The organism is Streptacidiphilus sp. EB129, assembly GCF_041262645.1.
Lineage (GTDB): Bacteria > Actinomycetota > Actinomycetes > Streptomycetales > Streptomycetaceae > Streptacidiphilus.
Window position 1 is genome coordinate 52,753 of record NZ_JBGCCS010000021.1, and the last position, 25,860, is coordinate 78,612.

Consider the following 25,860-nt stretch of genomic DNA (forward strand, 5'->3'; position numbering starts at 1 on the left):
TAGCCTGCGATCCGACAGCGAGGTACGGCGGAAGGGGTCCGGCATGGTGTGGACGTGGCGATTCGAGAAGACCGACGGATCCACGGTGGCAGCGCCCGACGGGACGGAGGAGTTCCCGACCCAGGGTGACGCGGAGTCATGGATCGGCGAGACCTGGAAGGATCTCGTCGCCGGCGGCATCGACCAGGCCGTGCTGCTGGAGGACGGCGAGAAGGTGTACGGCCCGATGAGCCTGCACCCGGACGGCGAGTAGCGCACCCGGGGGCGCGGGGAGCGATCCCCGCGCCCCGACGCCCGCAACCGCCGCCCGGCCGCGTTCGACCGCGCCAGACCGGGCAACCGGGCACCCGTCAGGGACGCGCCTTGGGCGAGTTCTGGGCGGTCCGCTCCGGGTCGAACTCGGCCACCGGCGCCAGGATCGCGTCCATCTGCTTGAGCAGTTCCGCGTCGAGCCTGACCCCCGCCGCCTTGACGTTCTCGGTGACCTGCTCGGGCCGGGAGGCCCCGATGATGGCCGCCGAGACATTGCCGTTCTGCAGCACCCAGGCCACCGCCAGCTGGGCCAGGGTCAGCCCGGCCGCGTCCGCGAGCGGCCGCAGCTGCTGCACCCGCTCCAGCACGTCGTCACGCAGGAAGCGGGTGACGAAGTTCGCGCCGCCCTTCTCGTCGGTGGCACGGGAACCGACCGGCGCCGGTGCGCCCGGCAGGTACTTGCCCGTCAGCACGCCCTGGGCGATGGGGGACCAGACGATCTGGCCCAGCCCCAGCTCCTCGCAGGCCGGGATGACCTCGGCCTCGATGACCCGCCACAGCGCGGAGTACTGCGGCTGGCTGGAGACCAGCGGCACCTTCAGCTCGTGCGCCAGCGCGTGCGCGTTGCGGATCTGCTCGGCGGTCCACTCGGACACGCCGATGTAGTGGGCCTTGCCGGAGCGCACCACGTCGGCGAAGGCCGTCATGGTCTCCTCCAGCGGGGTGGAGACGTCGTAGCGGTGGGCCTGGTAGAGGTCCACATAGTCGGTCTGGAGCCGGCGCAGGGAGTTGTCGATGGACTCCATGATGTGCTTGCGGGACAGGCCGCGGTCGTTGCGGCCGGGCCCGGTGGGCCAGTAGACCTTGGTGAAGATCTCCAGGCCCTCGCGGCGCTCGCCCTTCAGCGCGCGGCCGAGGACCGCCTCGGCGCGGGTCTCGGCGTAGACGTCCGCGGTGTCGAAGGTGGTGATACCGGCGTCCAGGGCGGCCCGGACGCACGCGGTCGCGGCGTCCTCCTCCACCTGGGAACCGTGGGTGAGCCAGTTGCCGTACGCGATCTCACTGATGATCAGGCCGCTGCGGCCCAGATGACGAAACTCCATGGCACCGACCCTAACGGTGCTCCGGCTGCTCACCGGCACCAGCCACGAGGAGCGCGGGCCACGGTCGGCCCGCGCGGTCAGCCGCGGCGGGTGCCGACGAGGTGGAGCAGGGCGGCGACGGCGCGGTAGGGGTCGGTCCGGCCGGCCCGCTCCTCGGCGTCCAGCAGCTGGGCCAGCTGCCGCCCGTCGACCGGCGGCGCGGCGTGGTCCGGGGCCTGGTCGGTGAAGACCCGCACGCCGTACCAGCGGCGCAGCGGCACGTCGAGCTCGGCGAGGGTCCGGGTCAGCGGCTCCAGCCGGTCCGCGCGGGTGGGCAGGCCGAGGCGGTTGGTGTACCGGTCGCCGTCGAAGGCCTCCAGCGCGCCGCCCCAGTCCCCGCCGCAGCCCGGGCGCATGGCCAGCGCGTCACCGTTGCGGACCACCACCGACAGCATCCCGCCGGGGGCCAGCACCCGCGCCAGCGAGGCCAGCAGCGGCTCGGCCTGCGGCATGTACATCAGCACCCCGTGGCAGAGCACCACGTCGAAGCTGCCGGGACCGAACCAGCGCCCGCAGTCGCCGCCCTCGCCGGTGAGCAGGGCGACCCGCTGCCGCACCTCGGGGGCCTCGGCCGACAGCGCGGCCTGGGCCGCGCCCAGGGTGGCCGGGTTCGGGTCGAGCCCGGTGACCAGGTGCCCGGCGCGGGCCAGCCGCAGCGCCTGGGTGCCCTGGCCGCAGCCGACGTCCAGCACCCGCAGCATCTCGCCGTCGAAGTGTTCGGTGATCTGCTCGGCCAGCTGCCGGGCGACCAGCTCCTGGCGGACCAGGTTGCGCAGGCCGCCGAGCTTGGCCAGCCAGCTGTCGGCGGCGGAGCCGCCGTCGGCCTGCCGTTGGTCCGGCAGCCAACCCCGATGCGCGAACGTCTCGATCAGGGCTTCTGCCCTCGCTTGACCTGGGGCTTGGGCAGCCGCAGCCGACGCATCTGCAGGGTGCGCATCAGCGCGTATGCCACCGCGCCCTTGGTGTTCTTGTCCGGGAACCGCTGGGCCAGCTGCTTGCGCAGGCCGAAGGCGATCACGAAGGAGTGGCCCACGATCGCCACGATGATGATCACCCAGAGCAGCAGCGAGATCAGCTGGAGCTGCGAGTTGCGCAGCACGCTCAGCAGCAGGATCACCACCGCGAACGGCAGGAACCACTCGGCGGCGGTCATCCGCGCGTCCACGTAGTCGCGGGCGAAGCGGCGCACCGGGCCCTTGTCGCGCGGGGGCAGCGCCGACTCGTCGCCGTTCAGCAGCGCGTTCCGCTGCCGCTCGCGGTCGGTACGGGACCGGGAACGGGCCTCCTTGGCAGCCTCCTTGCGGTCCTTGGGCACGTAGGCACGGCCGCGGCGGTTGGCCTCGGCCTCGCTGCGCTTGGGCGTGGGGCGGCCCTTGGGCGCTTCTGCGTCGGGGCGCTCGGGCGCGTCAGCCTTCTCAAGCGTGACGGCGTCGGCGGGGGCATCCTGGGGGCTTCGTCGGAACACAGGTAAAGACTACGTGGTCAGCAGGTGTATTCCCTAGCCCTGTCGGCCCCGGGGTCCGGCTCCGTCCTGTGGTCGAGACGGCGCGTCACCGAATCGGTCGCACGGATGACGCCGGGGCCGGTCCGCTGTAGCAGTCTTGTTGCAGGCCGGTGCGCTGCGGTGAACGCCCCGCGCCCCGTAGTCTTGGGTACGAGAACCGGCAGGCCGGAGAAGGGGGCGCGCGAGGCCCATGAGCGACGGAATCATGAAGCGGATGTCGATGATCTTCCGCGCCAAGGCCAACAAGGCCTTGGATCGTGCGGAGGATCCGCGCGAGACACTCGACTACTCGTACCAGAAGCAGCTTGAACTGCTGCAGAAGGTGCGTCGTGGAGTGGCGGATGTGGCGACATCGCGCAAGCGCCTGGAGCTCCAGCTCCAGCAGCTGCAGAAGCAGTCCTCCACGCTGGAGGAGCAGGGCCGCAAGGCGCTCTCCCTCGGCCGCGAGGACCTGGCCCGTGAGGCGCTCACCCGCCGCTCCGGGATCCAGCAGCAGGTCGCCGATCTGGAGACGCAGTACCAGGCCCTGCAGGGCGAGGAGGAGAAGCTCACGCTTGCCTCCCAGCGGCTGCAGGCCAAGGTGGACGCTTTCCGGACCAAGAAGGAGACCATCAAGGCCACCTACACGGCCGCACAGGCGCAGACCAGGATCGCCGAGTCCTTCTCCGGTATCTCGGAGGAGATGGGCGACGTCGGTCTGGCGATCCAGCGCGCCGAGGACAAGACCGCGCAGATGCAGGCGCGTGCCGGTGCCATCGACGAGCTGCTCGCGTCGGGTGCGCTGGACGACCCGACCGGGATGCGCAAGGACGACATCACGGCCGAGCTGGAGCGCATGTCCAGCGGCTCGGACGTGGAGCTGGAGCTGGCCAGGATGAAGGCCGAGCTCTCCGGCGGCGCGGCACCGACCCCGGCGATCGAGCCGGGGCAGCACCCCCAGGCTGCGAACCCTCAAGACCAGCCCCGTCTCGACAAGTAAGGGAGACGCGCATGATCGTCAGGATCATGGGGGAGGGTCAGTTCGAGGTGCCGGACACCCTGGTCGACCGGCTGAACGAGCTGGACAACGCGGTGCTGGCGGACCTGGAGGCGGGCGACCACGCCGACTTCCGGGTCAGCCTGGCCGCTCTCCTCGCGGCGGTCCGCGCCGCCGGGACGCCGGTCGCGCACGACGTGCTGGTTCCCTCGGAGGCGACCCTGCCGTACGAGGAGGCCACCGTCGACGAGGTGAGGGCGCTGCTGAAGCCGGACGGCCTCATCCCCGGCTGAGCCGAACTCCGGTTGAGCCGAGCACGCTACGACGAAGGGGCACCCCGCGGGGTGCCCCTTCGTCGTAGCGTCGGACTGTCGCGGACGCGCTACGGCAGGGCCAGCATCTGGTCCAGCGCCGCCCTGGCGTACTTCTCGGTCTCCGGGTCCACGGTGATCACGTTCGGCACCCGGCCCTCGACCAGCGACTCCAGCGCCCAGACCAGGTGGGGCAGGTCGATCCGGTTCATGGTGGAGCAGAAGCACACCGTGCGGTCCAGGAAGACGACCTCCTTGTCCGGGTGCGCCTTGGCCAGCCGGCGGACCAGGTTGAGCTCGGTCCCGATGGCCCACTTGCTGCCGGGCTCGGCGGCGTCCAGGGCCTTGATGATGTACTCGGTCGAGCCGACCAGGTCGGCGGCCTCGACCACCTCGTTCCTGCACTCCGGGTGGACCAGGACGGACACGCCGGGGACCCGCTCGCGGACCTCGTTCACCGAGTCCAGCGAGAACCGGCCGTGCACCGAGCAGTGGCCGCGCCACAGGATCATCTTCGCGTCGCGCAGCTGCTCGGCGGTCAGGCCGCCGTTGGGCTTGTGCGGGTTGTAGAGGGCGCAGTCGTCCAGGCTCAGGCCCAGCTCGCGGACGGCGGTGTTGCGGCCGAGGTGCTGGTCCGGCAGGAACAGCACCTGCTGGCCCTGCTCGAACGCCCATTCCAGGGCCCGCTTGGCGTTGGACGAGGTGCAGATGGTGCCGCCGTGCCTGCCGGTGAAGGCCTTGATGTCGGCGGAGGAGTTCATGTAGGCGACCGGGACCACGGTGTCGGCGACGCCGGCGTCGGCCAGCACGTCCCAGCACTCGGCGACCTGCTCGGCGGTGGCCATGTCGGCCATCGAGCAGCCGGCCGCCAGGTCCGGCAGGATGACCCGCTGGCCGGGGCCGGTGAGGATGTCCGCGCTCTCCGCCATGAAGTGCACGCCGCAGAAGACGATGTACTCGGCCTCGGGACGGTCGGCCGCGTCCCGGGCCAGCTTGAAGGAGTCGCCGGTGACGTCGGCGAACTCGATGACCTCGTCGCGCTGGTAGTGGTGCCCGAGGATGAACACCCGGTCGCCCAGGGCGGCCTTGGCGGCGCGGGCGCGGGCGACCAGGTCGGGGTCGGAGGCGGCGGGCAGGTCACCGGGGCAGTCGACGCCGCGCTCGCTGGCCGGGTCGGCCTCGCGGCCGAGCAGCAGCAGGGCCAGCGGCGAGGGCGCAGGCTCCTGGTAGGACAACGGCGCTTCGTACGGGCTTGTGGTGGTCACGGGCGGACTGCCCTCCTGTGGGGGAGAGGCAGCGGCGCCTCGCCCTTTTCGTCTTTCTGACGTTATCTATGATAACCCCGCTGCCGTCGCGCTGACCACGGACGCCGTGGCAATGTGACGCACGCCGCTATCGCCGCTTCGGCGGTAGTCGGCTGGCGCCGGAACGTGCCGGAGGTCAGGCTCATGACGGGGCGGCTTCCGGTGGAGCAGGCTCCCGGCGGAGCGACCGCGACCGGAAGGGTACGTGCAGGATGACCGAGGAGTCGAACGCCGGGACACTGGCCGGTGCGGTACGGCCGATGATCGCCCGCAGCCGCGAGGAGGAGCACCGTGCCTCCACGCCGCTGGAGCTCTTCTTCGACCTCTGCTTCGTGGTCGCGGTCGCCCAGGGCGGCAGCCAGCTGGCGCACGCCCTCGCCGCCGGGCACCTGCGGCACGGGCTGGCCGGCTACTGCTTCGTGTTCTTCGCGATCTGGTGGGCCTGGGTGAACTTCACCTGGTTCGCCTCCGCCTACGACACCGACGACGTGCTCTACCGGGTGGCCACGCTGGTGCAGATCACCGGGGCGCTGATCCTGGCCGCAGGCGTGCCCCGGCTGTTCAACGAGGACTTCTCGGTCGGCGTGGCCGGGTACGTGGTGATGCGCTGCGTGATGGTGGCCCAGTGGCTCCGGGTCGGCCGCAACGCCGAGGGCGCCGAACGGGCCATGGCGCTGCGCTACGCGGGCGGGATCACCGCGGTGCAGATCTGCTGGGTGCTGCTGCTGTTCGCGCCGCACGGCGCGGTGGTGCCGCTGATGCTGCTGTTCGTGGTGTTCGAACTGGCGGTGCCGGCCCTCGCCGAGCGCCGGTTCCAGACCAGCTGGCACCCGGAGCACATCGCCGAGCGCTACGGCCTGTTCACCCTGATCGTGCTCGGCGAGACGGTGTCGGCCGCGACGGTCGCGGTCCAGTCCGCGGTGGACGGGCATGACGCGCTGGGCAAGCTGCTGCCGATCGCCGGAGGCGGCCTGCTGATCTGCTTCTCGGCCTGGTGGATCTACTTCGCCCGCCCGGTGCACGACTACCTGCGCTCCAACCGGCAGGCCTTCCTCTGGGGCTACGGGCACTACCTGGTGCTGGGGTCGGCGGCGGCCATCGGGGCCGGCCTGGAGGTCGCGGTGGACCGGGTGGTGCAGCCGCCGGAGATCTCGGCGACGGCCGCCGCGGCGGCGGTGACCGTGCCGACCGCGCTCTACCTCTTCGTGGTCTGGGTGCTGCACGCCCGGCACAGCAAGACCGGCGTCCAGCAACTGGTGCTGCCGGTGGCGGCGCTGGCGGTGCTCGCGGTGACCCCGGTCGGCGGCCCGGGGGCGGTGCTGGCCGCCGGGGCGGTCTGCGCGGCGGCTCTGGCCGTCGGACTGGTCCTTCATCTGCGCGACCGGTCCGGCATCTAGGCGCGCGGCCCGCGGCCGGGAACCGATCCGCTGAGGTGTGCTAATTCTGTACTCGTGCCTGCCCCACTGAATCCTCCCGCCCGACTGGACGAGACCGACCGCAGGGTCCTTGAGCTGCTCGGACGCGACGGTCGAGCCTCCTATGCGGAGATCGGCCTGCTGGTGAACCTGTCGGCGACGGCGGTGAAGCGCCGGGTGGACCGGCTGCAGGAGCGCGGCGTGGTCCGGGGCTTCACCGTGCTGCTGGACCCGGGCACGCTGGAGTGGCGCACCGAGGCGTTCGTGGAGGTGTACTGCCGCGAGCGGACCTCCCCGGAGGAGATCCTGTCCTCGCTGCGCCAGTTCCCCGAGGTGGTCGCCGCCTGGACGGTGACCGGCGACGCGGACGCGCTGGTGCATCTGCGCGCGGCGGACACCGGCCACCTGGAGGCCGTGATCGAACGGATCCGCCGGGAGCCCGGGGTGCAGCGCAGCCGCAGCCAGGTCGTGCTGAGCCGGCTGATCGGCTGACCGGCCGGCCCCGGACGCCACTGCGGGGCGGGGGTGAGCCGGAATCGTGCGTGCGGGGGCGAAGGACGCAGGATTGCTGCGCGGGGTGCAGGGTTCCGACATGCCGGAGTCGCCGGGTGCTGCCTAGGGTTGATCAGGCCAGTACCGCCGTGAGAGGACGCCCCCCGTGACCCAGCGCATGCACCAGTACGACGCCCGTATGGTCGACCTGGTCTTCGACTACATGCGGGAGCGGCTGCAGTACGACCCGGTCCCGCTGGACCACCCCGGGGACGGGGACCGGCTGGCCGGCGTCCTGGACGGCCTGCTGACCGCCGGAGGAAACGATCCTGCGGATGTGCTGAAGCTCTACGACCACGAGCTCTCGCGTGCCGTGATCTCAGCTGACAGTCCCCGTTATCTGTCATTCATTCCCTGCGCGCCCACCAAGGCCGCGCTGCTGTTCGACATGGTGGTCTCCTGCGCCTCGCTCCAGGGCATCTCCTGGCTGGAGGCGGCCGGGGCGATCGCCGCAGAGAACCAGGTGCTGCGGCTGATCGCCGACCGGGCCGGGCTGCCCGCGTCGGCCGGCGGCTGCTTCGTCTCCGGGGGGTCGGCCGGCAACCTGTCCGCCCTGGTGGTCGCCCGGGACACCGCCCGGCACCGGCTCGGTGTGGGCATAGGCGCCCGGCTGCGGATCGCGGTGAGCGACCAGACCCACTCCTCGGTCACCAACACCCTGAACATCATCGGCGTCGAGAAGTTCCTGGTCCCGACCACCGACCACCGCCTCACCGGCGATGCGCTGCGCGCCGCGCTGGAGGCGGACGACGACCCGGGCTCGGTGATCGCCGTGGTCGGCACCGCCGGGACCACCAACGCCGGGATCGTCGACGACCTGGCCGGCATCGCCGACGTGGCCCGCGACTTCGGCCTCTGGTTCCACGTGGACGGCGCCTACGGCGGCGCGGGCCTGTTCGCCCCCTCGGTCCGGGAGAAGTACAACGGCATCGAGCACGCCGACTCCTTCGTGGTGGACCCGCACAAGTGGCTGTTCGCGCCGTTCGACTGCGCCGCGCTGATCTACCGCGACCCCCGCCCGGCCAAGGCCGTGCACACCCAGGACGCCTCCTACCTCGACGTGCTGCACACCGGTGAGCACGACCAGGAGTGGAACCCCACCGACTACGCGTACCACCTCACCCGGCGGGCCCGCGGGCTGCCGCTCTGGTTCTCGCTGGCGGTGCACGGCACGGACGCCTACAGCGCGGCCATCGAGACCGGGATCGCGCTGGCCCGCGACACCGCCGCGCTGATCCGCGCCGAGTACCCGCACCTGGAGGTCGTCCGCGAGCCGGAGCTGTCCAGCCTGGTCTACCGGCGCCGCGGGTGGACCGCGGCGGACTACTACGCCTGGTCCGAGCAGCTGCTCGCCGAGCAGACCGGGTTCGTCACCCCGACCGGCTGGGAGGGCGAGGTGGTCTCCCGCTTCGCGTTCCTGCACCCGGGCACCACCATGGACATGGTCCGCGAGATCCTCGACACCATGGCCTGAGCCCGCGCCACCCGTCCGGCTACAGGTAGGGGCCGGAGGGCAGGTAGGGGGCCGGAGGCCGCATCCCGCGCAGCGCGAGGTAGCCGCGGGTGCGGACGGCCAGCCCGGCCGCCAGGCCGACGTCCACGGCCCAGTCCTGCTCGGCGGTGACCCCGTGGATCGCCGCCTCCTGGCCGACCGGCATCCGCGCCAGCGCCTCGATCAGCAGCCGCGCGGCGAGCCGCTTGGACGTCGCCGCCAGCAGCACGATCCGTCCGCCGGTCCGGTAGCAGTAGCCGCTGCCGGTGAGGACGTCGACGACCAGCAGCTCGTCGCAGGTGCGCAGCAGCACCGGATGGTCGGGGCCGTGCGCGCCGCCACGGGTGCGCCGGTCCACCGAGTCCAGCAGCTGGAGGTGGCCGGGGTCGCCCAGATGCACCGGGATCCCGGTCGGGTCGGGCAGGGCGGCCGGGTCGATCGTCCCGGTGAGGGACATCGTCGGGTGAAGCCGGAACCCCGCCGCGTGGTAGCGGCGGGCCGCGCGCGGGTCGGCCGAGGCGACCACGATGCCGCGCAGACAGCCGCGTCCGTAGGCGACGGCGTGGTCCAGGAGCAGCCGTCCCAGGCCCTTGTCCTGGGCGGCCGGGGCCACGGCGAACAGTGACAGTCCCCACAGTCCCTCGCGGCGCAGCGCCAGCGCCACGCCGACCGGCAGCCCGTCCTCCTCGGCGAGCCAGCAGCCGCCCGGGTCGGTCACGGCCAGATGCCGGGCCCGGATGTGGGCTCTGGCCACGCGTTCCCGGGTCCACGGGGTGACCGGTTGGCCCAGCTGCTGCTCCATCGCGGTGAACGCGGACTGCGACACTTCCCGAACCGCGGCCGCGTCAGCGGCCGAGTCACGAACCTGGCGAAGGATCATTCGCCCAGTCTCACGCATGGAGCCGGTGTGCGAGCATGGGTGGGCGGCTACTTCCCCGGAATGTCCGGGGCCCGGAATAGATCCGGGGCGCGGCCGGTTTGCCGCTGTTAGCACCACGTCGTCACAACCCGGGAGTATGCAGATGACCGTCCAGGACGAGACCAACGTCGAGAGCGGGATCCTCCTCAGCGATGCCGCCGCGGCCAAGGTCAAGAGCCTGCTGGAGCAGGAGGGCCGCGAGGACCTCGCGCTGCGCGTCGCCGTGCAGCCCGGTGGCTGCTCGGGCCTGCGCTACCAGCTGTTCTTCGACGAGCGTTCGCTCGACGGCGATGTCGTGAAGGACTTCGGCGGCGTCAGCGTCGTCACCGACCGGATGAGCGCTCCCTACCTCGGCGGCGCCACCATCGACTTCGTCGACACCATCGAGAAGCAGGGCTTCACGATCGACAACCCCAACGCCACCGGCTCCTGCGCCTGCGGCGACTCCTTCAGCTGACCCGGACGCCGCGAGGCTCCCGGCAGCGACACGGTGAGACGGCGCGTCCCCTCGGGGACGCGCGACGGCGGAGGCGCCCCCACCCCGAACCGGTGGGGGCGCCTCCGCCGTCGTCGTCCCGTGCCCGGTCGTTCGGCGCCCGGTCGTGCTCTGCGCCTGGTCGTACTCTGCGCCCGGTCGTGGTGGCGTCAGTTGGGCCTGGTCGGGCCGTGGGTCATCATGCCGCCGCCGGGAATGACGTTCTGCTGCGGGATGATCCGGCCGGTGGTGGCGTCGACCACGGTGCGGCCGTCCAGCGGGGAGCCGAGGTCGGCGGACACCGCCTGCTGCCGGATCAGGGCGGGGCAGAGCTGGCCCGGCCTGGGGCCCCCGGTCACCACGATGGTCACCCGGACCTCGCCCGCGGTCGCCTGGTCGGCGACCAGGCCGAACTTCTGGCAGACCCCGGCGTAGAAGTCCACCGTCAGCACGGTGCCGGCGGCGCTGTAGCCGACCGGCTTGACCGTGCCCGGGCGCGGGGTCCCCGAGCTGGGCTCGGCGGCCGGCGGCGTCAGGCCCGCATGCGGGGTGCTGCCGCCGGGGGAGGGCGTGACCGTTGCCGGTGCCGTGGGGGAGACCGGCGCCGTCGTGGCGGAGGGTGAGGCACTGCTGCCGGCGGCGAGGGTGTGGCCGGTGCCGCTGGCGCACGCCGTGAGCGTCCCCAGTGCCATGATCGCGGCGACCCCCAGAGCCGCCGAAGTCCTACGCGTCACTTCACCCTCCCGATGCCGCTTCCGTCCGAACACAGATGTGACGGGGGAGCCCTGTCATCGGTTCCCTCCCGGACCCCCGCCGCCGGGTTCGCCGGACGGCCGGGTCTCGGCCGGGAGGTGATGGAGACGAGTGGTTCAGTCGCCGAACTCGGAGAGGTCGTGCAGCAGCGAGGCCTCGTGCGGGGTGACCCGGAAGCCGGGGGCGACCCGGGCCGCGGTCGGCGGGTGCGGCTCGTCCACGGCCAGCAGGGGCCAGAACTTCCGCATCCGGCGTGAGGTGTGCACCAGCCCTGCGAGCGTTTCGGCGTCCGCGTCACCCCGCAGGAACGGGGGGACATGGACCGGGTTGCTCCTGGGCATCATCCGGGCCTCCAGGTATCGACGGGCGCGGCCGGGCCGGCCGCCCTCTCTCGACCCTAGGTCCAGGTCGGGGCGTGATCCAGTCCTACCGCAGGGTAACCGCACAGGTTCGATGCGGTAACGGGTGATGAGCGGCCGGTACGGTAGGGCCGACACTCGACCGTTCCTCCCTAGGAGCATCCCCGTGCGTATCGCTGTCACCGGTTCGATCGCGACCGACCACCTCATGACCTTCCCCGGCCGTTTCGCCGAGCAGTTCATGGCCGACCAGCTGCACACCGTCTCGCTCTCGTTCCTGGTGGACACGCTCGATGTGCGCCGCGGCGGGGTCGCTCCGAACATCTGCTTCGGAATGGGCCTGCTCGGCCTGCGGCCGATCCTGGTGGGCGCGGCCGGGGCCGACTTCGCCGAGTACCGCTCCTGGCTGGACCGCCACCACGTGGACACCAGCGCGGTGCGGATCTCCGAGACCCGGCACACCGCCCGCTTCGTCTGCACCACGGACACCGACCACAACCAGATCGCCTCCTTCTACACCGGCGCGATGAGCGAGGCCCGGAACATCGAGCTGCAGCCCATCGCCGAGCGGGCCGGCGGCCTGGACCTGGTGCTGATCGGCGCGGACGACCCGGACGCGATGGTCCGGCACACCCAGGAGTGCCGCAGCCGCGGCTACGCCTTCGCGGCCGACCCCTCCCAGCAGCTGGCCCGCCTGGACGCGGAGGACATCCGCACGCTGGTGGACGGCGCGGCGTACCTCTTCTCCAACGAGTACGAGAAGGCGCTGATCGAGACCAAGACCGGCTGGTCCGAGGAGGAGATCCTGGACCGGGTCGGCGTTCGGATCACCACCCTCGGCGCCAAGGGCGCGCGGATCGACCGCAAGGGTGAGCTGCCGATCGTCATCGGCTGCCCGGCCGAGAACGTCAAGGCCGACCCCACCGGCGTCGGCGACGCCTTCCGCGCGGGCTTCCTGGCCGGTCTGACCTGGGGCCTGGAGCTGGAGCGCTGTGCGCAGATCGGCTCGATGCTGGCCACGCTGGTGATCGAGACCGTCGGCACCCAGGAGTACGAGCTGCGCCGGGGCCACTTCCTGGAGCGCTTCGCCACCGCCTACGGCGAGGACGCGGCCGCCGAGGTCCGCCACCACCTGGGCTGACCGTAGATGGTTGTTCGCGCAGTTCCTCGCGCCCCTAGGTAGTGCAGCTGGCTCACTTGCACCACCTAAGGGGCGCGAGGAACTGCGCGATCAAGTCAAACGGCGGATCAGATAGGCAACCCCCGTCGGCCCCGCCTCCTCGCCCAAATACTCCTGGCCCCGCATCTCGCACCAGGCGGGGATGTCGAGGCGGGCCGCCTCGTCGTCCGAGAGGACCGCGATCACCCCGCCGACGGGGACCTCGGTCAGGTGCCGGGCCAGCTCGATCACCGGGATCGGGCAGCGGCGGCCGAGCGTGTCCAGCACCAGCCGGCCGGCCGTGGCCGTCCCCGCCGACGGTGCGTCCAGCTGCGCCCGGACCGTGGCGACGGCCTGCGGCAGCACCCGCAGGAACAGGTCGACGTCGGCGTCCGTGCAGTCCGGCGGCAGCGACACCCGGATGTTGCCCTCGGTGAGCACCCCCATGGCGGCCAGCACATGGCTGGGCGTCAGCGTGCTGGAGGTGCAGGAGGAGCCGGAGGAGACCGCGAAGCCGGCCCGGTCCAGCTCGGAGAGCAGCGCCTCGCCGTCCACGTAGAGGCAGGAGAAGGTCAGCAGGTGCGGCAGCCGGTGCTCCGGGTCGCCGAGCACGGCCAGGTCCGGGACCAGGGCCGGGAGTTCCGCGCGGAGCCGTTCGATCCGGGCGTGCTGGGTCCGGTTCAGCTCCGCCGCCTGCTGACGGACCGCCCGCAGCGCCACCGCCGCCGCGATCACCGCAGGGACGTTGACGTACCCGGGCACCCGTCCGGACTCGCGGTCGTCGGCGGGCAGCGGCGAGCGGTAGCGGACGCCCTTGCGTACCGCGAGCACGCCGACGCCGCCGGGGCCGCCCCACTTGTGGGCCGAGGCGGTCAGCAGCGACCAGCCCGCCGGGACCGGCAGCGGCCCGGCCGACTGGGCCGCGTCCACCAGCAGCGGCACCCCGGCCGCCGCGCACAGCTCGGCCACCTCGGCGACCGGCTGCACGGTGCCCACCTCGTGGTTGGCCGACTGCAGCACCGCCAGCGCGGTGTCCGGTCGCAGCGCGGCGCCGAACTGGTCCGCCGACACCCGCCCCTGACGGTCGACCGGTACGGCGCCGACGGCGCCGCCGTCCGCCTCGTGCCGCTCGGCCGCATGGAGCACGGACGAGTGTTCGACGGCGGAGTGTACGAGATGACGCCCTTTCCGGTGATTCCCGGCCAGCGCACCGAGTACCGCCAGATGGTTGGCCTGGGTACCCGAAGTGGTGAACGCCACCTCGTCCGGACGCGCGCCCAGCTCGGCCGCGATCGTCTCCCTGGCGGCGTCCAGCAGCATCCGCGCCTTGCGGCCGTCCCGGTACAGCCGGGCCGGATCGGCCCAGCCGTCGTCCAGTGCGGACAGCAGGGCCTGGCGGGCGAGCGGGTGCAGCGGGGCGGTGGAGGCGGCGTCGAAGTACGGCACCGGTCCACGGTATCCAGCCGGGGCGTCTGTCGACGCGTCAGGGGGGCGTCTCCGGGGAGATCGTTTGGGTGCCTTATGGTGTGTCAGCCGGATGGCTCCGGCGTGTCGCCGGACAAGTCGACGGGTATGCGAAGTGCCCATCTGACCTGGGATTCCATCCATTCGGGGGCCATCCGGGGGCCAGATCGGCGCGTTAGCCGGACCTGCCCGCGAAGCTCCGATACGCCTGGAGTAGGGTTTGGCCCGCATAAACATCCAAACCCTGCCCGCTGACCGGGCCACCGGGACCGACGGTTACCCGCGTGGCGCGTGAGCGGGCGAGACTTCGGGAAGGCGCTACGTGAGTCCCAACGGCTCCGACCGCTCGCCGCGGCGCTCGATGCGGCGGAAGCTGCTCTCAGCGCTGACGCTGGGCCTCGTCCTTGCCACCGCCACCGGCTGCTCGTCCTCGCAACTGCCTCGGCTCGGCCTGCCCACTCCGCGCGACGAGCAGGGCAAGACGGTCCTCTTCATCTGGCAGAGCTCGTGGATCGCGGCACTGGCGGTCGGTGTCCTCGTCTGGGGGCTGATCCTGTGGAGCGTGTTCTTCCACCGGCGCAGCCGCTCCAAGGTCGAGGTGCCGCCGCAGTTCCGCTACAACATGCCTGTCGAGGCCCTGTTCACGGTGGTTCCGCTGATCATGGTGTCGGTGTTCTTCTTCTACACCGCGCGTGACGAGAACTACCTGCTGAAGGTCGACAACAAGCCGCAGCACGTGATCAACGTGGTGGGCTTCCAGTGGAGCTGGGCGTTCAACTACGAGCACCCGGTCGACCAGGCCAACGAGGCCGTCACCAACGACGACCAGAGCGGCGCCTACGACGTCGGCACGCCCGGCCAGCCGCCCACGCTGTGGTTGCCGCAGGGTGAGACGGTCGAGTTCGAGCTGACCTCGCGCGACGTGATCCACGGCTTCTGGCCGGTCGACTTCCTCATGAAGATGGACGTCATCCCCGGGGTCGTGAACCGGTTCGAGGTGACGCCCACCGCGCTGGGCACCTTCCGTGGCAAGTGCACGGAGCTCTGTGGTGTGAACCACTCGCAGATGCTCTTCAATGTCAAGGTGGTCACCCCGGCCGAGTACCAAGCCCACCTGCTTGACCTGCGTGCGAAGGGCCAGTCGGGACACGTGCCGGCAGGCATCGTGACCACGGGAGCGGACAACGCGAAATGACGATCCTCAACGAACCCCAGGGACTCAGCGGCGGCGCGCCCGCCGTGGGCGGTAAGCCCCTGCTGGAGCGCAAGTCCGGCACCAACGTCATCAAGTGGATGACGACCACCGACCACAAGACGATCGGCACCCTGTACCTGGTGACGTCGTTCGCGTTCTTCATCATCGGTGGCATCCTGGCGCTGACGATGCGTGCCCAGCTCGCGCAGCCCGACGGCGGCGTGCTGACGAACGAGCAGTTCAACCAGGCGTTCACGATGCATGGCACGATCATGCTGCTGATGTTCGCCACCCCGCTCTTCGCCGGCTTCACGAACTGGATCATGCCGCTGCAGATCGGCGCGCCCGACGTGGCGTTCCCGCGGCTGAACATGTTCGCGTACTGGCTGTACCTGTTCGGCTCGATGATCGCCGTGGGCGGCTTCCTCACCCCGCAGGGTGCTGCCGACTTCGGCTGGTTCGCCTACTCGCCGCTCTCCGACGCGATCCACACGCCGAGTGTCGGCGGTGACATGTGGATCATGGGTCTGGCGCTGTCCGGCTTCGGTACGATCCTCGGCTCGGTCAACTTCATCACCACGATCCTCTGCATGCGCGCGCCCGGTATGACCATGTTCCGCATGCCGATCTTCTGCTGGAACGTGCTGCTGACCGCCGTGCTCGTGCTGCTCGCCTTCCCGGTGCTGGCGGCCGCGCTGCTGGCACTGGAAGCGGACCGGAAATTCGGGGCACACGTCTTCGACCCGGCCAACGGCGGGCCGATCCTCTGGCAGCACCTCTTCTGGTTCTTCGGACACCCAGAGGTCTACATCATCGCGCTGCCGTTCTTCGGCATCATCTCGGAGATCATCCCGGTCTTCTCGCGCAAGCCGATGTTCGGCTACCAGAGCCTGATCGCGGCGACCATCGCCATCGCTGGCCTCTCGGTGACCGTGTGGGCGCACCACATGTACGTCACCGGCGCGGTGCTGCTGCCGTTCTTCTCCTTCATGACGTTCCTGATCGCGGTCCCGACCGGCGTGAAGTTCTTCAACTGGATCGGCACCATGTGGCGGGGCTCGCTGAGCTTCGAGACCCCGATGCTGTGGACCGTCGGCTTCCTGGTGACCTTCCTCTTCGGTGGTCTGACGGGTGTTCTGCTCGCCTCCCCGCCGATCGACTTCCACGTCTCGGACTCCTACTTCGTGGTGGCGCACTTCCACTACGTGGTGTTCGGCACGGTCGTCTTCGCGATGTTCGCGGGCTTCCACTTCTGGTGGCCCAAGATGACCGGCAAGATGCTGGACGAGCGCCTGGGCAAGATCACCTTCTGGATGCTGTTCATCGGCTTCCACACCACCTTCCTGGTGCAGCACTGGCTGGGCGCCGAGGGCATGCCGCGTCGCTACGCGACGTACCTGCCGACGGACGGCTTCACCACGCTGAACCTGATCTCCACCATCGGCTCGTTCATCCTGGGCGCCTCGATGCTGCCGTTCTTCTACAACGTGTGGAAGACCGCCAGGTACGGCGAGAAGGTCGACGTCGACGACCCGTGGGGCTACGGCCGTTCGCTGGAGTGGGCGACCTCCTGCCCGCCGCCGCGGCACAACTTCCTGACCCTGCCTCGGGTGCGCTCGGAGTCCCCGGCCTTCGACCTGCACCACCCGGAGATCGCCGCGCAGGACTACCTGGAGAACCACGGCGAGGTGCCGCCGCACCTGGTCGCCGTGCTCGACGCCAAGTCCGACACCACGAAGGGGGAGGGTGACCGATGAGGGAACAAGGCAAGATCTTCCTCGGCTTTGCGATCTTCGTCCTCGGCATCGCCATCTGGTACGGCCTCTGGTCCAAGGACCCGACCGGCACCACGGCCCTGTTCATGGCCTTCGGTCTGGGGATCTTCATCGCCTTCTACCTGCTGTTCACCGCCAAGCGGGTGGACACCGGGGCAGGCGACAACCCCAAGGCCGAGGTGTCCGACGACGCCGGCACCATGGGCTTCTTCAGCCCGCACAGCTGGCAGCCGCTGTCCCTGGGCATCGGCGGGGCGATGGCCTTCATGGGCGTCATCTTCGGCTGGTGGCTGCTGTACTTCTCCCTCCCGATCATCGGCATCGGCCTCTTCGGCTGGGTGTTCGAGTACTACCGGGGCGAGAACCAGACGCAGTGACCCGTCTCCCGAAGGGGCGGTGACCGTGATCCACGGTCACCGCCCCTTCGGCGTTTCTCCCGTCGGTGCGGAGCCGTCGGCGCGGCGTTCGCTGATCGGCGTTCACTCATCCGAGTGCGGTGGAATGTGCACTTTGCCACATCTTTCTAGGATGTGACGGTACGTCGGTTGTCGGCGTCGCGCTCGGAGGGACAGGAACGGATGAGGTTTGTGAAGGCGGCTGTGCTGGTCCTCGGCCCGCTGGCGCTGTGCGCCTGCAGCGGCGGCACCACGCCCGGCCACGAGACGTCCGTCGACGCCGCGCCGCTGGTCAGCGTCAGCGCCAACGGCCGGGCGCCGGCCGACCCGGCGGCGCCGCTGGTGGTGCACGCGGTCCGGGGCACGCTCACCGACGTGACCGTCACCAGCGCCGACGGCCGGCACCTGGCCGGCGCCGTCGCCGCCGACGAGCGCAGCTGGCGGTCCACCGCGCCGCTCGGCGCCGGCGAGCAGTACACCGTCAGGATCAGCGCGGACGACGGCTCAGGCGGGCGTGGGACCACCGTCGAGAGTTTCTCCACCCGCTCCGCCCCGCAGACCCTCACCGCCGTCCTCACCCCCGGCGACAAGGCCGTCTACGGCGTCGGCGAGCCGATCACCGTGACCCTGAGCCTGCCGGTCCACGACCACGCCGCCCGGCAGGTCGTCGAGCGGGCGCTGACGGTCGGCTCCACCCCCTCGGTCCGCGGCGGCTGGTACTGGGTGAACGACACCACGCTGCACTTCCGCCCGCAGGACTACTGGCCCGCGCACGCCAGGATCAGCGCCTCCTTCGACCTCCAGGACCGTCCGGTCGGCGGGGGCGTCTACGGGGGAGCACCGAGCCGGATCTCCTTCAGCACCGGGGACAAGCTGCTCGCGGTCACCGACGCCGGCAGCGACTACCTGACCGTCTACCGCAACGACCAGCGGGTCACCAGCATCCCGGTCACCACCGGCAAGCCCGGCTTCGCCACCCGCAACGGCATCAAGGTGGTGCTGGAGCAGCAGCCCGAGGTGTTCATGAACTCCGACACCGTCGGCATCGCCGCGGACAGCGCCAACGCCTACCACCTGGACGTCTACTGGGACACCAGGGTCACCTGGAGCGGCGAGTACGTGCACGCCGCGCCCTGGTCGGTCGGATCGCAGGGGGTGGCCAACGTCAGCCACGGCTGCACCGGGATGAGCCCCGGGGACGCGCACTGGTTCTACACCACCTTCCGCCGCGGCGACCTGGTCCAGGTGATCAACAGCGAGGGCCACCGGATGGAGCCGTTCGGCAACGGGTTCGGCGACTGGAACCTGTCCTGGAGCGACTGGCAGCAGGGCAGCGCGCTCGGCCAGGTGGTCGACACCGCCCCGGCCGCCGTCGCCCCGCCGGCCGCCCCGGCGGGCCTGCTGCGCCCCGAGGCCTGAGCGCCGGCGGCCGATCGTGCGCAACCTGGGATAGTGCACGTCAACTCCGATGACTCCCTGTACAGATGACTGATCGCCAGGACAATCGGGTGGGTCAGTTGGATGGGTGCGGGGAGAGGAAGTCCAGTGTCTGAGAGCCCAATCACGGCCGGTACGGGTGGCGCGGAGGCGCCGCCGTCGCGGTTCGTCCTGCCCGTCGTGCTGGTCGGCACCTTCATGGCGATCCTCGACGTGGCCATCGTCAACGTGGCCATCCCATCGATCCGCAGCGGGCTGCACGCCAGCTTCGGCCCGGTGGAACTGGTGGTCTCCGGCTACACCATCTCCTATGCCTGCCTGCTGGTCACCGGCGGACGGCTGGGCGACATCATCGGCCGCAAGCGGATGTTCATCATCGGCCTGCTCGTGTTCTCGGCCGCCTCCGCGCTCTGCGGGGCCGCGCCGAACATCGACGTGCTGATCGCGGCCAGGGTGCTGCAGGGTGTCGGCGGGGCCGCGCTCTACCCGCAGGTGCTGGCCATCATCCAGACCACCTACTCCGGGGCAGCCCGGGGCCGGGCGCTGGGCGTCTTCGGCGCGGTGATCGGGATCGCCGCCATCGCCGGACAGCTCATCGGCGGCGTGCTGCTGGCCGTGAACCTGTTCGGCTGGACCTGGCGGCCGGTCTTCCTGGTCAACGTCCCGATCGGGCTGCTGGCCGTGGTGGCGTCGATGGTGTGGCTGCCGGCCGACCGGCCCGGCCGCAGCACCCGCCTGGACCTGGGCGGGGTGGGCCTGGTCACGCCGTTCCTGCTGCTGCTGTGCGTCCCGCTGCTGCTCGGCAGGGACCAGGGCTGGCCCACCTGGCTGGTGGTCTGCCTGATCGCCGCGCTGCCCGTGGGCTACCTCTTCGTCCGGTACGAGAAGCGGCTCGGTGCGGCCGGCGGGCAGCCGCTGGTCCGGCTGGAGCTGTTCCGCAACCGCAGCTTCGCCAACGGCGTGCCGATCGTGTTGCTGTTCATCACCTCCTACTCGGGCTTCCTGTTCACCCTGGCCGTCTACCTGCAGACCGGGCTGGGCTTCTCGCCGATCAGCTCCGCGCTGGTCTACACGCCCTCGGCGCTCGGCTTCTTCGTCACCTCGCTGGCCGCGCCCCGGTTCGTCCCGCTGCTCGGCCGCCATGTGCTGACGCTCGGCTACGTGGTGGCCGCCCTGGGCCTGCTGGGTACCGCCGCCACCGCGTACGCCGCCGGTACCTCGCTGACGGTGTGGACGCTGGCGCCCACCCTGCTGGTGGCCGGTCTCGGCCAGGGCCTGGGCATGAGCCCGATGGTCGGCACCATCATCTCCGGGGTGCCGGTGAAGGACGCCGGTTCCGGCGCCGGGATCGTCACCACGACCATGCAGACCGCGAACGTGCTCGGCGTGGCCCTGTTCGGCATGGTCCTGTTCGACCTGGTCGGGCAGGCCGCCCCCGGCGTGGCCTACGCCACCGCGTTCTCCGAGGTGATGCCGATCTCGGCGGCCCTGCTGGTGGTGGCGGCGGTGCTGGTGTTCCGGCTTCCGCACGCGCCGGGGCAGCCGTCCAACGCGCTGATCGAGCGGCTGCCCGGCTGGGCCGGCGGCTTCGCCTGGTCGATGTTCCTGTCCACCGGCGGCCGGGTCGGCGACACCCTGTTCACCGACCTGCTGTCCCGGATCCGCGGCACCCGGCTGGACCGCGCCTCCCAGGCGCCGGAACCGCTGGGCGACTTCCTCAGCTTCCACTACCACGAGCAGGAGTCCGGCGACGGCTCCTGGCTGGGCTACCTGCAGCGCGAGGCGCTGGCGTACGGGGACCGGGCCATCCCCCGCGAGGACGAGCGGACACCGGTGATCCAGGCCCAGGTCGCGGAGATCGCGCGGCGGCAGGAGCAGGGCCGGATCGACCCCGAGTTCGACCCGGCGCTGTTCCGGCTGCTCTGCTTCTCGCTCTCCAGCTACCCCACCCTGCTGCCCCAGGTGACCCGGATGGCCACCGGACTGAGCCCGCACGACCCCGAGTTCGTGGCCCGCTGGGAGGAGTTCCTGCAGCGCCTCGGCAGCCGGCTGGAAATGGACCCGGCCGCGGAGCGGGCGGCGGAGCGGGCCGGTCAGTCGCGGTAGCCGACGGCGGTCCGGGTGAAGGCGTAGGGCTGCTGTGCGATCCCGCCGCAGGAGTCGCCCTTGCTGAGGCCCGCGCCGCACGGGCGGTCGCGGTTGACGGCCCAGAAGGTGAACCGGGCCAGGTGGTGGGTCCGGGCGTAGCCGAGCATCGCGGTGAAGTCGGCGGGGCTGACGGTTTCGTCGGCCTCGTCGGTGACCCCGTTCATCGAGGACAGCCCGGCGTGCCGGTAGGCCTGGTCCAGGGGCCAGCCGTAGTCGGCGGCCAGGGTGCGGGCCAGGCCGTCGATGGCGGCGGTGGACACCTGGGCCATACCGCCCTGATGGCCGCCGAAGTCGAAGGGCATGCCGACCCAGCCGGTGAGGGCGAGCTTCGCGGCGGCGCCCCGCCTGATCAGATCCTGTTCGTTGGCGTCGGGTCCTTCGGTGCCCACCCCGAAGGTCGCGAACATCCGCAGCCCCGGCTCGGCGCTGTGCAGCCTGCCGATGGCGTCCACCACGCGCTGGCGTACCGTGCCGTCGGCGACCTCGTCGTTCTCCAGGTCGAAGTCCACGGCCCCGAGCCGGTAGGTGTCGACCACCTTCCGGTACGCCGCCGCCAGGGCGTCCGCCGAAGCGCATGTGACGCCGAGTTTGTCGCCGCTGGCGCCGCCGAAGGAGACCATCACGTCGCCGCCGTGCGCCCGGATCGCGGCGATGGCGGTCGCGTCGCTGCCGCCCGGGTCCAGGGGACGGGTGCCGTCCCAGACCGGGTTGCAGCCGCCGTCGCTGGTGACGAAGCCCAGCGTCAGCTGGGTGGCCCCGGTGGCCGCCATCACGTCCACCGGTGACTGCGGCGCTCCCCAGCCCAGGTACTCGTAGGGGGCGTTGAGCCCCAGCGGCACCGCCCCCGCGGCCGGCTGCGTCGGTCCGGGGCCGGCGGTCGACGGCACGGCGCCGGAGGACGCCCCGGCAGCGGACGTCCCGGTCCCCGACGTCCCGGCGCTCGGGCCGGCGCTCGGGTGTCCGCCGCCCGCGGTGGCTATCGCCACGCCGCCGGCCGCGAGCACCGCGACCGCCGCCACCGCGAGGGCGGGCCCGGCACGTCGGCGGGACTTGGCGCGACGACGGGAACGGCCCTGCCCGGAAGTACTCACCCGCAGACCCAACCAGCCGTACGCGACCGCGGTCAAACCAGGGCCGTCCCAAGGCCGAGGGGCCCCTCCCACGACTGTGGGAGGGGCCCCTCGGATGCTGCGGGAGAAGCGGGGGAGATCAGTGGTGGCCGTGGCCGCTGGTGATCTCGGCGTGCTCCTCGGGGGTGGGCTTCGGAATCTGCGCGGCGTCCCCGAAGTAGCCCTGGGAGAGCTTGGCGCGCAGCTTCGTGGCGACTCCCACCTTGCGCTTGACGCCGTTCTCGTCCACCGCGGCGGGCAGCTCGACCGGCTGGTACTGCTCGTGCGCGGTGATGGTGTGCAGCGCCTCGGGCGAGAGCTGCTCGTGCACCTCGATGAACTCACCGTGCGGCAGGCGCTTGATGGTGCCGGTCTCGCGGCCGTGCAGCACCTTGTCCCGGTCTGCGCGCTGCAGACCGATGCACCAGCGCTTGGTGACCGTGAAGGCGATCACCGGGCCGACGAAGAAGAGGATCCGGCAGACCCAGGTGATGGTGTTGATCGAGAGGTGGAAGTGCGTGGCGAACAGGTCGTTGCCACCCGCCACCAGCAGGATGATGTACTCCGCGATCCAGGCCACGCCGAAGGCGGTGCGGATCGGGGCGTTGCGCGGGCGGTCCAGGATGTGGTGCTCGCGCTTGTCACCGGTGACCCAGCCCTCGATGAAGGGGTAGACCGCGATGACGATCATCACCAGACCGAAGATCATCAGCGGGATGAAGACGCCGAGTTCCAGGGTGTGGCCCCAGGCGCGGATCTCCCAGCCCGGCATGATCCGGATCAGGCCCTCGGAGAAGCCCATGTACCAGTCCGGCTGGGCGTCGGTGGACACCTGGTCGGGGCGGTAGGGGCCGTAGTCCCAGATCGGGTTGACCGAGGCGATCGCCGAGACCATCGCGATGACACCGAAGACCAGGAAGAAGAAGCCTCCCGCCTTGGCCATGTAGACCGGCATCAGCGGCATGCCGACGACGTTCTTCTCGGTGCGGCCGGGGCCCGCGAACTGGGTGTGCTTGTGGTAGAAGACCAGGATCAGGTGGGCCACCAGCAGGCCCAGCATGATGCCCGGGATCAGCAGCACGTGGATCGTGAAGAAGCGCGGAATGATGTCGTTGCCCGGGAACTCGCCCCCGTACAGGAACATCGCGATGTAGGTGCCGACGATCGGCATGGAGAGGATCGCGCCCTCCATGAACCGGATACCGGTACCGGAGAGCAGGTCGTCCGGGAGCGAGTAGCCCATGAAGCCGTCGAACATGCCCAGGAACAGCAGCAGGAAGCCGAACAGCCAGTTGATCTCACGGGGCTTGCGGAAGGCGCCGGTGAAGAAGACGCGCATCATGTGGACCAGCATGGCCGCCACGAAGACGATGGCCGCCCAGTGGTGGATCTGACGGATCAGCAGGCCGCCGCGGACGTCGAAGCTGATGTCCAGCGTCGACTTGTAGGCCTCCGACATGCGGATGCCGTTCAGCGGGAGGTAGGTGCCGTGGTAGACGACCTCACCCATGCTGGGCTGGAAGAACAGCGTCAGGTAGACGCCGGTCAGGATGATGATGATGAAGCTGTAGAGGCAGATCTCGCCGAGCATGAAGGACCAGTGGTCCGGGAAGATCTTCCGCAGGTTGGCCTTGGCCAGCCCGTAGATGCCGAGGCGTCCGTCGACCCAGTCGGCGGCCTTCTCACCGAGGTGGGCCTGGTCGACCCCGGCCTCGCTGTGGCCGACCTGCTCGTCGTGCGCGTCGTCTGCTGCGTGCGGTGTTGCCGCGTGGGTGGTCATTATTCGCTGCGCTCCCAGAAGCCGGGGCCGACGGGCTTGCTGAAGTCGGAGACAGCCTCGAAGTAGCCATTGCTGTCGACCGCGATCTGCAGCTGCGGCAGGGGGTGCCCGGCCGGGCCGAAGATGACCCGGCCGCCGTCGGACAGGTCGAAGGTCGACTGGTGGCACGGGCAGAGGACGTGGTGCGTCTGCTGCTCGTAGAGGCTGATCGGGCAGCCGACGTGGGTGCAGATCTTGGAGAAGGCGAGGACGCCCTCGTACCCCCAGGCTGCGGAACTCTTGTCCTTGATGTCGTCCGGCTGCATCCGGACCACCATCACGGCCGCCTTGGCGATGACTTCCTGGAAGTCGGGGTCGCTCTCCTCCAGGCCTTCCGGCTTGACGAAGGTCAGCGAGCCCACCGTGATGTCGGCCGGCTTCAGCGGCTCGTTGGTGTTCATGTTGACCAGGCGCTTGCCCGCGGCCCAGTCGGTGTGGTCGAGCTTCTGCTCCGGCAGCGGGCCGAGGTCGCGGAAGAGCACGACCGCGGAGAGCGGGACCATGGCCATGGCGCCGATCATCGTGTTGCGGATCAGCTTGCGGCGGCCGAAGCCGCTCTCCTTGGCCCCGGTGCGGAAGTCGGCGAAGACCTGCTCGCGCACCTCCGGGGTGGACTCGATCGGGTGCCGCTCGGCGATGTGCTCCTCGTCCGACATCAGCGTGCGGGCCCAGTGGACCGCGCCGGCGCCGATGGCGAACAGCGAGATGCCCAGGGTCAGCCCCAACGCGAAGTTGAGCTTGCTGACGTGGCCGATCGGGAAGATGTAGACGACGTCGGTCGTCTTGAAGATCACGTAGGACGCGATGAAGCCGACCGTCGCCAGCATCGACAGCACGAACCAGAGCGCCACCTGGCGCTCGGCCCGGGCGGCAGCCCGCTCGTCGATGTCGGTACGACGGTGCTCGTGGGGCGGCAGCCCCGGATCGGCGAAGGCGTCGCCCGCGTGGGCGACCGCTCCGCCGTGGGCCCCGTGGGCCTCCGGCAGGTGTTCTTCAGACATGTTGTCCTGGCTCGTCATGACTTCTTGGCCTTGGGGGTGCGGGCGGCGATCCAGATCGCGATACCGATCAGGGCGCCCAGCGCGAAGATCCAGCCGAAGAGACCCTCGGTCACCGGACCGAGAGCACCCAGGGTGAGACCGCCGTAGTTCGGGTTCTTCGCTCCGTCATTCGTGTGCGTGACGTAGGCGATGATGTCCTGCTTGTTCTGCTGGGACATGATGGAGTCCGGGAAGGACGGCATGTTCTGCGGGCCGGTGAGCATGGCCTCGTAGATGTGCTTGGCGCTGGCGCCGTCCAGCGAGGGCGCGAACTTGCCCTCGGACAGGGCGCCACCGGAACCCGCGAAGTTGTGGCACTGCGCGCAGTTGGTACGGAACAGCTCTCCGCCTCGGGCCACGTCCCCGGCCGCGTACTGGTCGGCCGTCGGGATGGCCGGGCCGGCACCGAGGGTCGCCACGTACGCCGCGAGCTGGTCGATCTGGTCCTGGGTGTAGATGACCTTCTTGGACGGGACCTGGGCGCCGGGCTGCTGCGCCGGCATCCGGCCGGTACCGACCTGGAAGTCCACGGCGGCACTGCCGACGCCGACCAGGGACGGGCCGTCCTTGGTGCCTTCACCGGACAGACCGTGGCAGCTGGAGCAGCCGACGGCGTACAGCTTCTTGCCCTGCTCGATCGCGAGGGACGACTGGCCGGCATCGGCCTGTGCACTGCCCGTCGGCGCGAACGCCGCGTACAGCCCTCCGGTGATCGCCAGCGCAAAGAGTAGGACGACGAGCGCTGCCAGCGGGTGGCGCCGTCGTGCGGAGAGCTTTTTCACGGATTAACCCCGGTGTGAGGATCTGGAGCGTCGGGAGTCTGGTTGACCGTCAGGTCGGCCTGCGGGACCGCCCGGCGGTGCGC

25 protein-coding genes are annotated in these 25,860 nt (G+C 70.7%); 13 read left to right on the forward strand and 12 right to left on the reverse strand.

Translation table 11 applies throughout. The features are described from left to right. Window positions 1-43: 43 nt before the first annotated feature. The gene (locus ABH925_RS24170; protein ID WP_370150950.1) at window positions 44-253 is read left to right on the forward strand and encodes a hypothetical protein; all 210 of its coding nucleotides are present in this window, start codon (window positions 44-46) and stop codon (window positions 251-253) included. A gap of 97 nt (window positions 254-350) precedes the next feature. Here ABH925_RS24170 and ABH925_RS24175 read toward each other — a convergent pair whose 3' ends face one another. The 3 genes from ABH925_RS24175 to ABH925_RS24185 all read right to left on the reverse strand — a co-directional run bounded on the left by ABH925_RS24175 (window position 351) and on the right by ABH925_RS24185 (window position 2,859). Further along, entirely contained in the window at window positions 351-1,355 is a 1,005-nt protein-coding gene (locus ABH925_RS24175) for an aldo/keto reductase family protein (RefSeq protein WP_370150951.1), read from the reverse strand. 77 nt (window positions 1,356-1,432) lie between these two features. Continuing rightward, on the reverse strand, window positions 1,433-2,161 hold the full coding sequence (locus ABH925_RS24180; protein ID WP_370151040.1) for a class I SAM-dependent methyltransferase: 729 nt from the start codon (window positions 2,159-2,161) through the stop codon (window positions 1,433-1,435). A gap of 101 nt (window positions 2,162-2,262) precedes the next feature. Next, window positions 2,263-2,859: a DUF3043 domain-containing protein gene (locus ABH925_RS24185; RefSeq protein ID WP_370150952.1), complete on the reverse strand. Its 597-nt coding sequence runs from the start codon at window positions 2,857-2,859 to the stop codon at window positions 2,263-2,265. 229 nt (window positions 2,860-3,088) lie between these two features. Here ABH925_RS24185 and ABH925_RS24190 point away from each other — a divergent pair, with 229 nt between their 5' ends. Together ABH925_RS24190 and ABH925_RS24195 are read left to right on the forward strand one after the other, a co-directional pair. Beyond that, window positions 3,089-3,877 carry a PspA/IM30 family protein gene (locus tag ABH925_RS24190; RefSeq protein WP_370150953.1) on the forward strand — a complete coding sequence of 263 codons (789 nt, stop codon included), beginning with the start codon at window positions 3,089-3,091 and terminating at the stop codon, window positions 3,875-3,877. Between the two features lie 11 nt (window positions 3,878-3,888). After that, window positions 3,889-4,167 (forward strand): hypothetical protein, encoded by a 279-nt coding sequence (locus tag ABH925_RS24195; RefSeq protein ID WP_370150954.1) that lies wholly within the window; start codon window positions 3,889-3,891, stop codon window positions 4,165-4,167. 89 nt (window positions 4,168-4,256) lie between these two features. Here the strand turns inward: ABH925_RS24195 and nadA are convergent, their stop codons facing one another. Then, window positions 4,257-5,450, reverse strand: coding sequence for a quinolinate synthase NadA (nadA, locus tag ABH925_RS24200; protein ID WP_370150955.1), 1,194 nt, complete (start codon window positions 5,448-5,450; stop codon window positions 4,257-4,259). 251 nt (window positions 5,451-5,701) lie between these two features. Between nadA and ABH925_RS24205 the strand changes: the two genes are divergently transcribed. The 3 genes from ABH925_RS24205 (at window position 5,702) to ABH925_RS24215 (ending at window position 8,930) form a co-directional block, all read left to right on the forward strand. Further along, on the forward strand, window positions 5,702-6,886 hold the full coding sequence (locus ABH925_RS24205; RefSeq protein ID WP_370150956.1) for a low temperature requirement protein A: 1,185 nt from the start codon (window positions 5,702-5,704) through the stop codon (window positions 6,884-6,886). A 54-nt stretch (window positions 6,887-6,940) separates the two neighbouring features. Further along, entirely contained in the window at window positions 6,941-7,396 is a 456-nt protein-coding gene (locus tag ABH925_RS24210; RefSeq protein ID WP_370150957.1) for an Lrp/AsnC family transcriptional regulator, read from the forward strand. A 166-nt stretch (window positions 7,397-7,562) separates the two neighbouring features. Further along, window positions 7,563-8,930 carry an aspartate aminotransferase family protein gene (locus ABH925_RS24215; RefSeq protein ID WP_370150958.1) on the forward strand — a complete coding sequence of 456 codons (1,368 nt, stop codon included), beginning with the start codon at window positions 7,563-7,565 and terminating at the stop codon, window positions 8,928-8,930. A gap of 19 nt (window positions 8,931-8,949) precedes the next feature. Here ABH925_RS24215 and ABH925_RS24220 read toward each other — a convergent pair whose 3' ends face one another. Then, on the reverse strand, window positions 8,950-9,828 hold the full coding sequence (locus ABH925_RS24220; protein ID WP_370150959.1) for a GNAT family N-acetyltransferase: 879 nt from the start codon (window positions 9,826-9,828) through the stop codon (window positions 8,950-8,952). Between the two features lie 142 nt (window positions 9,829-9,970). Between ABH925_RS24220 and ABH925_RS24225 the strand changes: the two genes are divergently transcribed. After that, the gene (locus ABH925_RS24225; RefSeq protein WP_370150961.1) at window positions 9,971-10,324 is read left to right on the forward strand and encodes a HesB/IscA family protein; all 354 of its coding nucleotides are present in this window, start codon (window positions 9,971-9,973) and stop codon (window positions 10,322-10,324) included. Window positions 10,325-10,512: 188 nt separating this feature from the next. Here ABH925_RS24225 and ABH925_RS24230 read toward each other — a convergent pair whose 3' ends face one another. Together ABH925_RS24230 and ABH925_RS24235 are read right to left on the reverse strand one after the other, a co-directional pair. Further along, window positions 10,513-11,076: a hypothetical protein gene (locus ABH925_RS24230; RefSeq protein WP_370150962.1), complete on the reverse strand. Its 564-nt coding sequence runs from the start codon at window positions 11,074-11,076 to the stop codon at window positions 10,513-10,515. Window positions 11,077-11,211: 135 nt separating this feature from the next. After that, on the reverse strand, window positions 11,212-11,439 hold the full coding sequence (locus ABH925_RS24235; RefSeq protein WP_370150963.1) for a hypothetical protein: 228 nt from the start codon (window positions 11,437-11,439) through the stop codon (window positions 11,212-11,214). 181 nt (window positions 11,440-11,620) lie between these two features. Between ABH925_RS24235 and ABH925_RS24240 the strand changes: the two genes are divergently transcribed. Next, window positions 11,621-12,595 carry a carbohydrate kinase family protein gene (locus ABH925_RS24240; protein WP_370150964.1) on the forward strand — a complete coding sequence of 325 codons (975 nt, stop codon included), beginning with the start codon at window positions 11,621-11,623 and terminating at the stop codon, window positions 12,593-12,595. Window positions 12,596-12,685: 90 nt separating this feature from the next. Here ABH925_RS24240 and ABH925_RS24245 read toward each other — a convergent pair whose 3' ends face one another. Beyond that, window positions 12,686-14,059, reverse strand: coding sequence for a cysteine desulfurase/sulfurtransferase TusA family protein (locus ABH925_RS24245; protein WP_370150965.1), 1,374 nt, complete (start codon window positions 14,057-14,059; stop codon window positions 12,686-12,688). Window positions 14,060-14,399: 340 nt separating this feature from the next. Here ABH925_RS24245 and coxB point away from each other — a divergent pair, with 340 nt between their 5' ends. From coxB to ABH925_RS24270, 5 genes are all read left to right on the forward strand, one after another. After that, complete coding sequence (gene coxB / locus ABH925_RS24250; protein WP_370150966.1) at window positions 14,400-15,272, forward strand: cytochrome c oxidase subunit II; 873 nt, start codon at window positions 14,400-14,402, stop codon at window positions 15,270-15,272. Further along, a complete protein-coding gene (gene ctaD, locus ABH925_RS24255; RefSeq protein WP_370150967.1) occupies window positions 15,269-17,029 on the forward strand; it encodes a cytochrome c oxidase subunit I in 1,761 nt (586 codons plus the stop codon). The genes coxB and ctaD overlap by 4 nt, the downstream gene beginning before the upstream one ends. Next, window positions 17,026-17,424: a cytochrome c oxidase subunit 4 gene (locus tag ABH925_RS24260; protein ID WP_370150968.1), complete on the forward strand. Its 399-nt coding sequence runs from the start codon at window positions 17,026-17,028 to the stop codon at window positions 17,422-17,424. Before ctaD ends, ABH925_RS24260 begins: the two co-directional genes overlap by 4 nt. Before the next feature lie 201 nt (window positions 17,425-17,625). Next, window positions 17,626-18,861 (forward strand): Ig-like domain-containing protein, encoded by a 1,236-nt coding sequence (locus ABH925_RS24265; RefSeq protein ID WP_370150969.1) that lies wholly within the window; start codon window positions 17,626-17,628, stop codon window positions 18,859-18,861. A 126-nt stretch (window positions 18,862-18,987) separates the two neighbouring features. Beyond that, window positions 18,988-20,985, forward strand: coding sequence for an MFS transporter (locus tag ABH925_RS24270; RefSeq protein ID WP_370150970.1), 1,998 nt, complete (start codon window positions 18,988-18,990; stop codon window positions 20,983-20,985). Here the strand turns inward: ABH925_RS24270 and ABH925_RS24275 are convergent. The 4 genes from ABH925_RS24275 to ABH925_RS24290 all read right to left on the reverse strand — a co-directional run bounded on the left by ABH925_RS24275 (window position 20,973) and on the right by ABH925_RS24290 (window position 25,777). Then, window positions 20,973-22,118 carry a chitinase gene (locus ABH925_RS24275; protein ID WP_370150971.1) on the reverse strand — a complete coding sequence of 382 codons (1,146 nt, stop codon included), beginning with the start codon at window positions 22,116-22,118 and terminating at the stop codon, window positions 20,973-20,975. The two genes, ABH925_RS24270 and ABH925_RS24275, sit on opposite strands and share 13 nt — an antisense overlap. 118 nt (window positions 22,119-22,236) lie before the next feature. After that, on the reverse strand, window positions 22,237-23,916 hold the full coding sequence (locus tag ABH925_RS24280) for a cytochrome bc complex cytochrome b subunit (protein ID WP_370150972.1): 1,680 nt from the start codon (window positions 23,914-23,916) through the stop codon (window positions 22,237-22,239). Further along, on the reverse strand, window positions 23,916-24,974 hold the full coding sequence (locus tag ABH925_RS24285) for a Rieske 2Fe-2S domain-containing protein (protein WP_370150973.1): 1,059 nt from the start codon (window positions 24,972-24,974) through the stop codon (window positions 23,916-23,918). The genes ABH925_RS24280 and ABH925_RS24285 overlap by 1 nt, the downstream gene beginning before the upstream one ends. Continuing rightward, entirely contained in the window at window positions 24,971-25,777 is an 807-nt protein-coding gene (locus ABH925_RS24290; RefSeq protein WP_370150974.1) for a c-type cytochrome, read from the reverse strand. The genes ABH925_RS24285 and ABH925_RS24290 overlap by 4 nt, the downstream gene beginning before the upstream one ends. Window positions 25,778-25,860: the final 83 nt, after the last annotated feature.

Coding starts and splice junctions, on each gene's coding strand:
- ABH925_RS24170 (WP_370150950.1), top strand. CDS start 44: ATGGTGTGGACGTGGCGATTCGAGAAGACCGACGGATCCACGGTGGCA.
- ABH925_RS24175 (WP_370150951.1), bottom strand. CDS start 1,355: ATGGAGTTTCGTCATCTGGGCCGCAGCGGCCTGATCATCAGTGAGATC.
- ABH925_RS24190 (WP_370150953.1), top strand. CDS start 3,089: ATGAGCGACGGAATCATGAAGCGGATGTCGATGATCTTCCGCGCCAAG.
- ABH925_RS24195 (WP_370150954.1), top strand. CDS start 3,889: ATGATCGTCAGGATCATGGGGGAGGGTCAGTTCGAGGTGCCGGACACC.
- ABH925_RS24205 (WP_370150956.1), top strand. CDS start 5,702: ATGACCGAGGAGTCGAACGCCGGGACACTGGCCGGTGCGGTACGGCCG.
- ABH925_RS24220 (WP_370150959.1), bottom strand. CDS start 9,828: ATGATCCTTCGCCAGGTTCGTGACTCGGCCGCTGACGCGGCCGCGGTT.
- ABH925_RS24225 (WP_370150961.1), top strand. CDS start 9,971: ATGACCGTCCAGGACGAGACCAACGTCGAGAGCGGGATCCTCCTCAGC.
- ABH925_RS24235 (WP_370150963.1), bottom strand. CDS start 11,439: ATGATGCCCAGGAGCAACCCGGTCCATGTCCCCCCGTTCCTGCGGGGT.
- ctaD (WP_370150967.1), top strand. CDS start 15,269: ATGACGATCCTCAACGAACCCCAGGGACTCAGCGGCGGCGCGCCCGCC.
- ABH925_RS24260 (WP_370150968.1), top strand. CDS start 17,026: ATGAGGGAACAAGGCAAGATCTTCCTCGGCTTTGCGATCTTCGTCCTC.
- ABH925_RS24265 (WP_370150969.1), top strand. CDS start 17,626: ATGAGGTTTGTGAAGGCGGCTGTGCTGGTCCTCGGCCCGCTGGCGCTG.
- ABH925_RS24280 (WP_370150972.1), bottom strand. CDS start 23,916: ATGACCACCCACGCGGCAACACCGCACGCAGCAGACGACGCGCACGAC.
- ABH925_RS24285 (WP_370150973.1), bottom strand. CDS start 24,974: ATGACGAGCCAGGACAACATGTCTGAAGAACACCTGCCGGAGGCCCAC.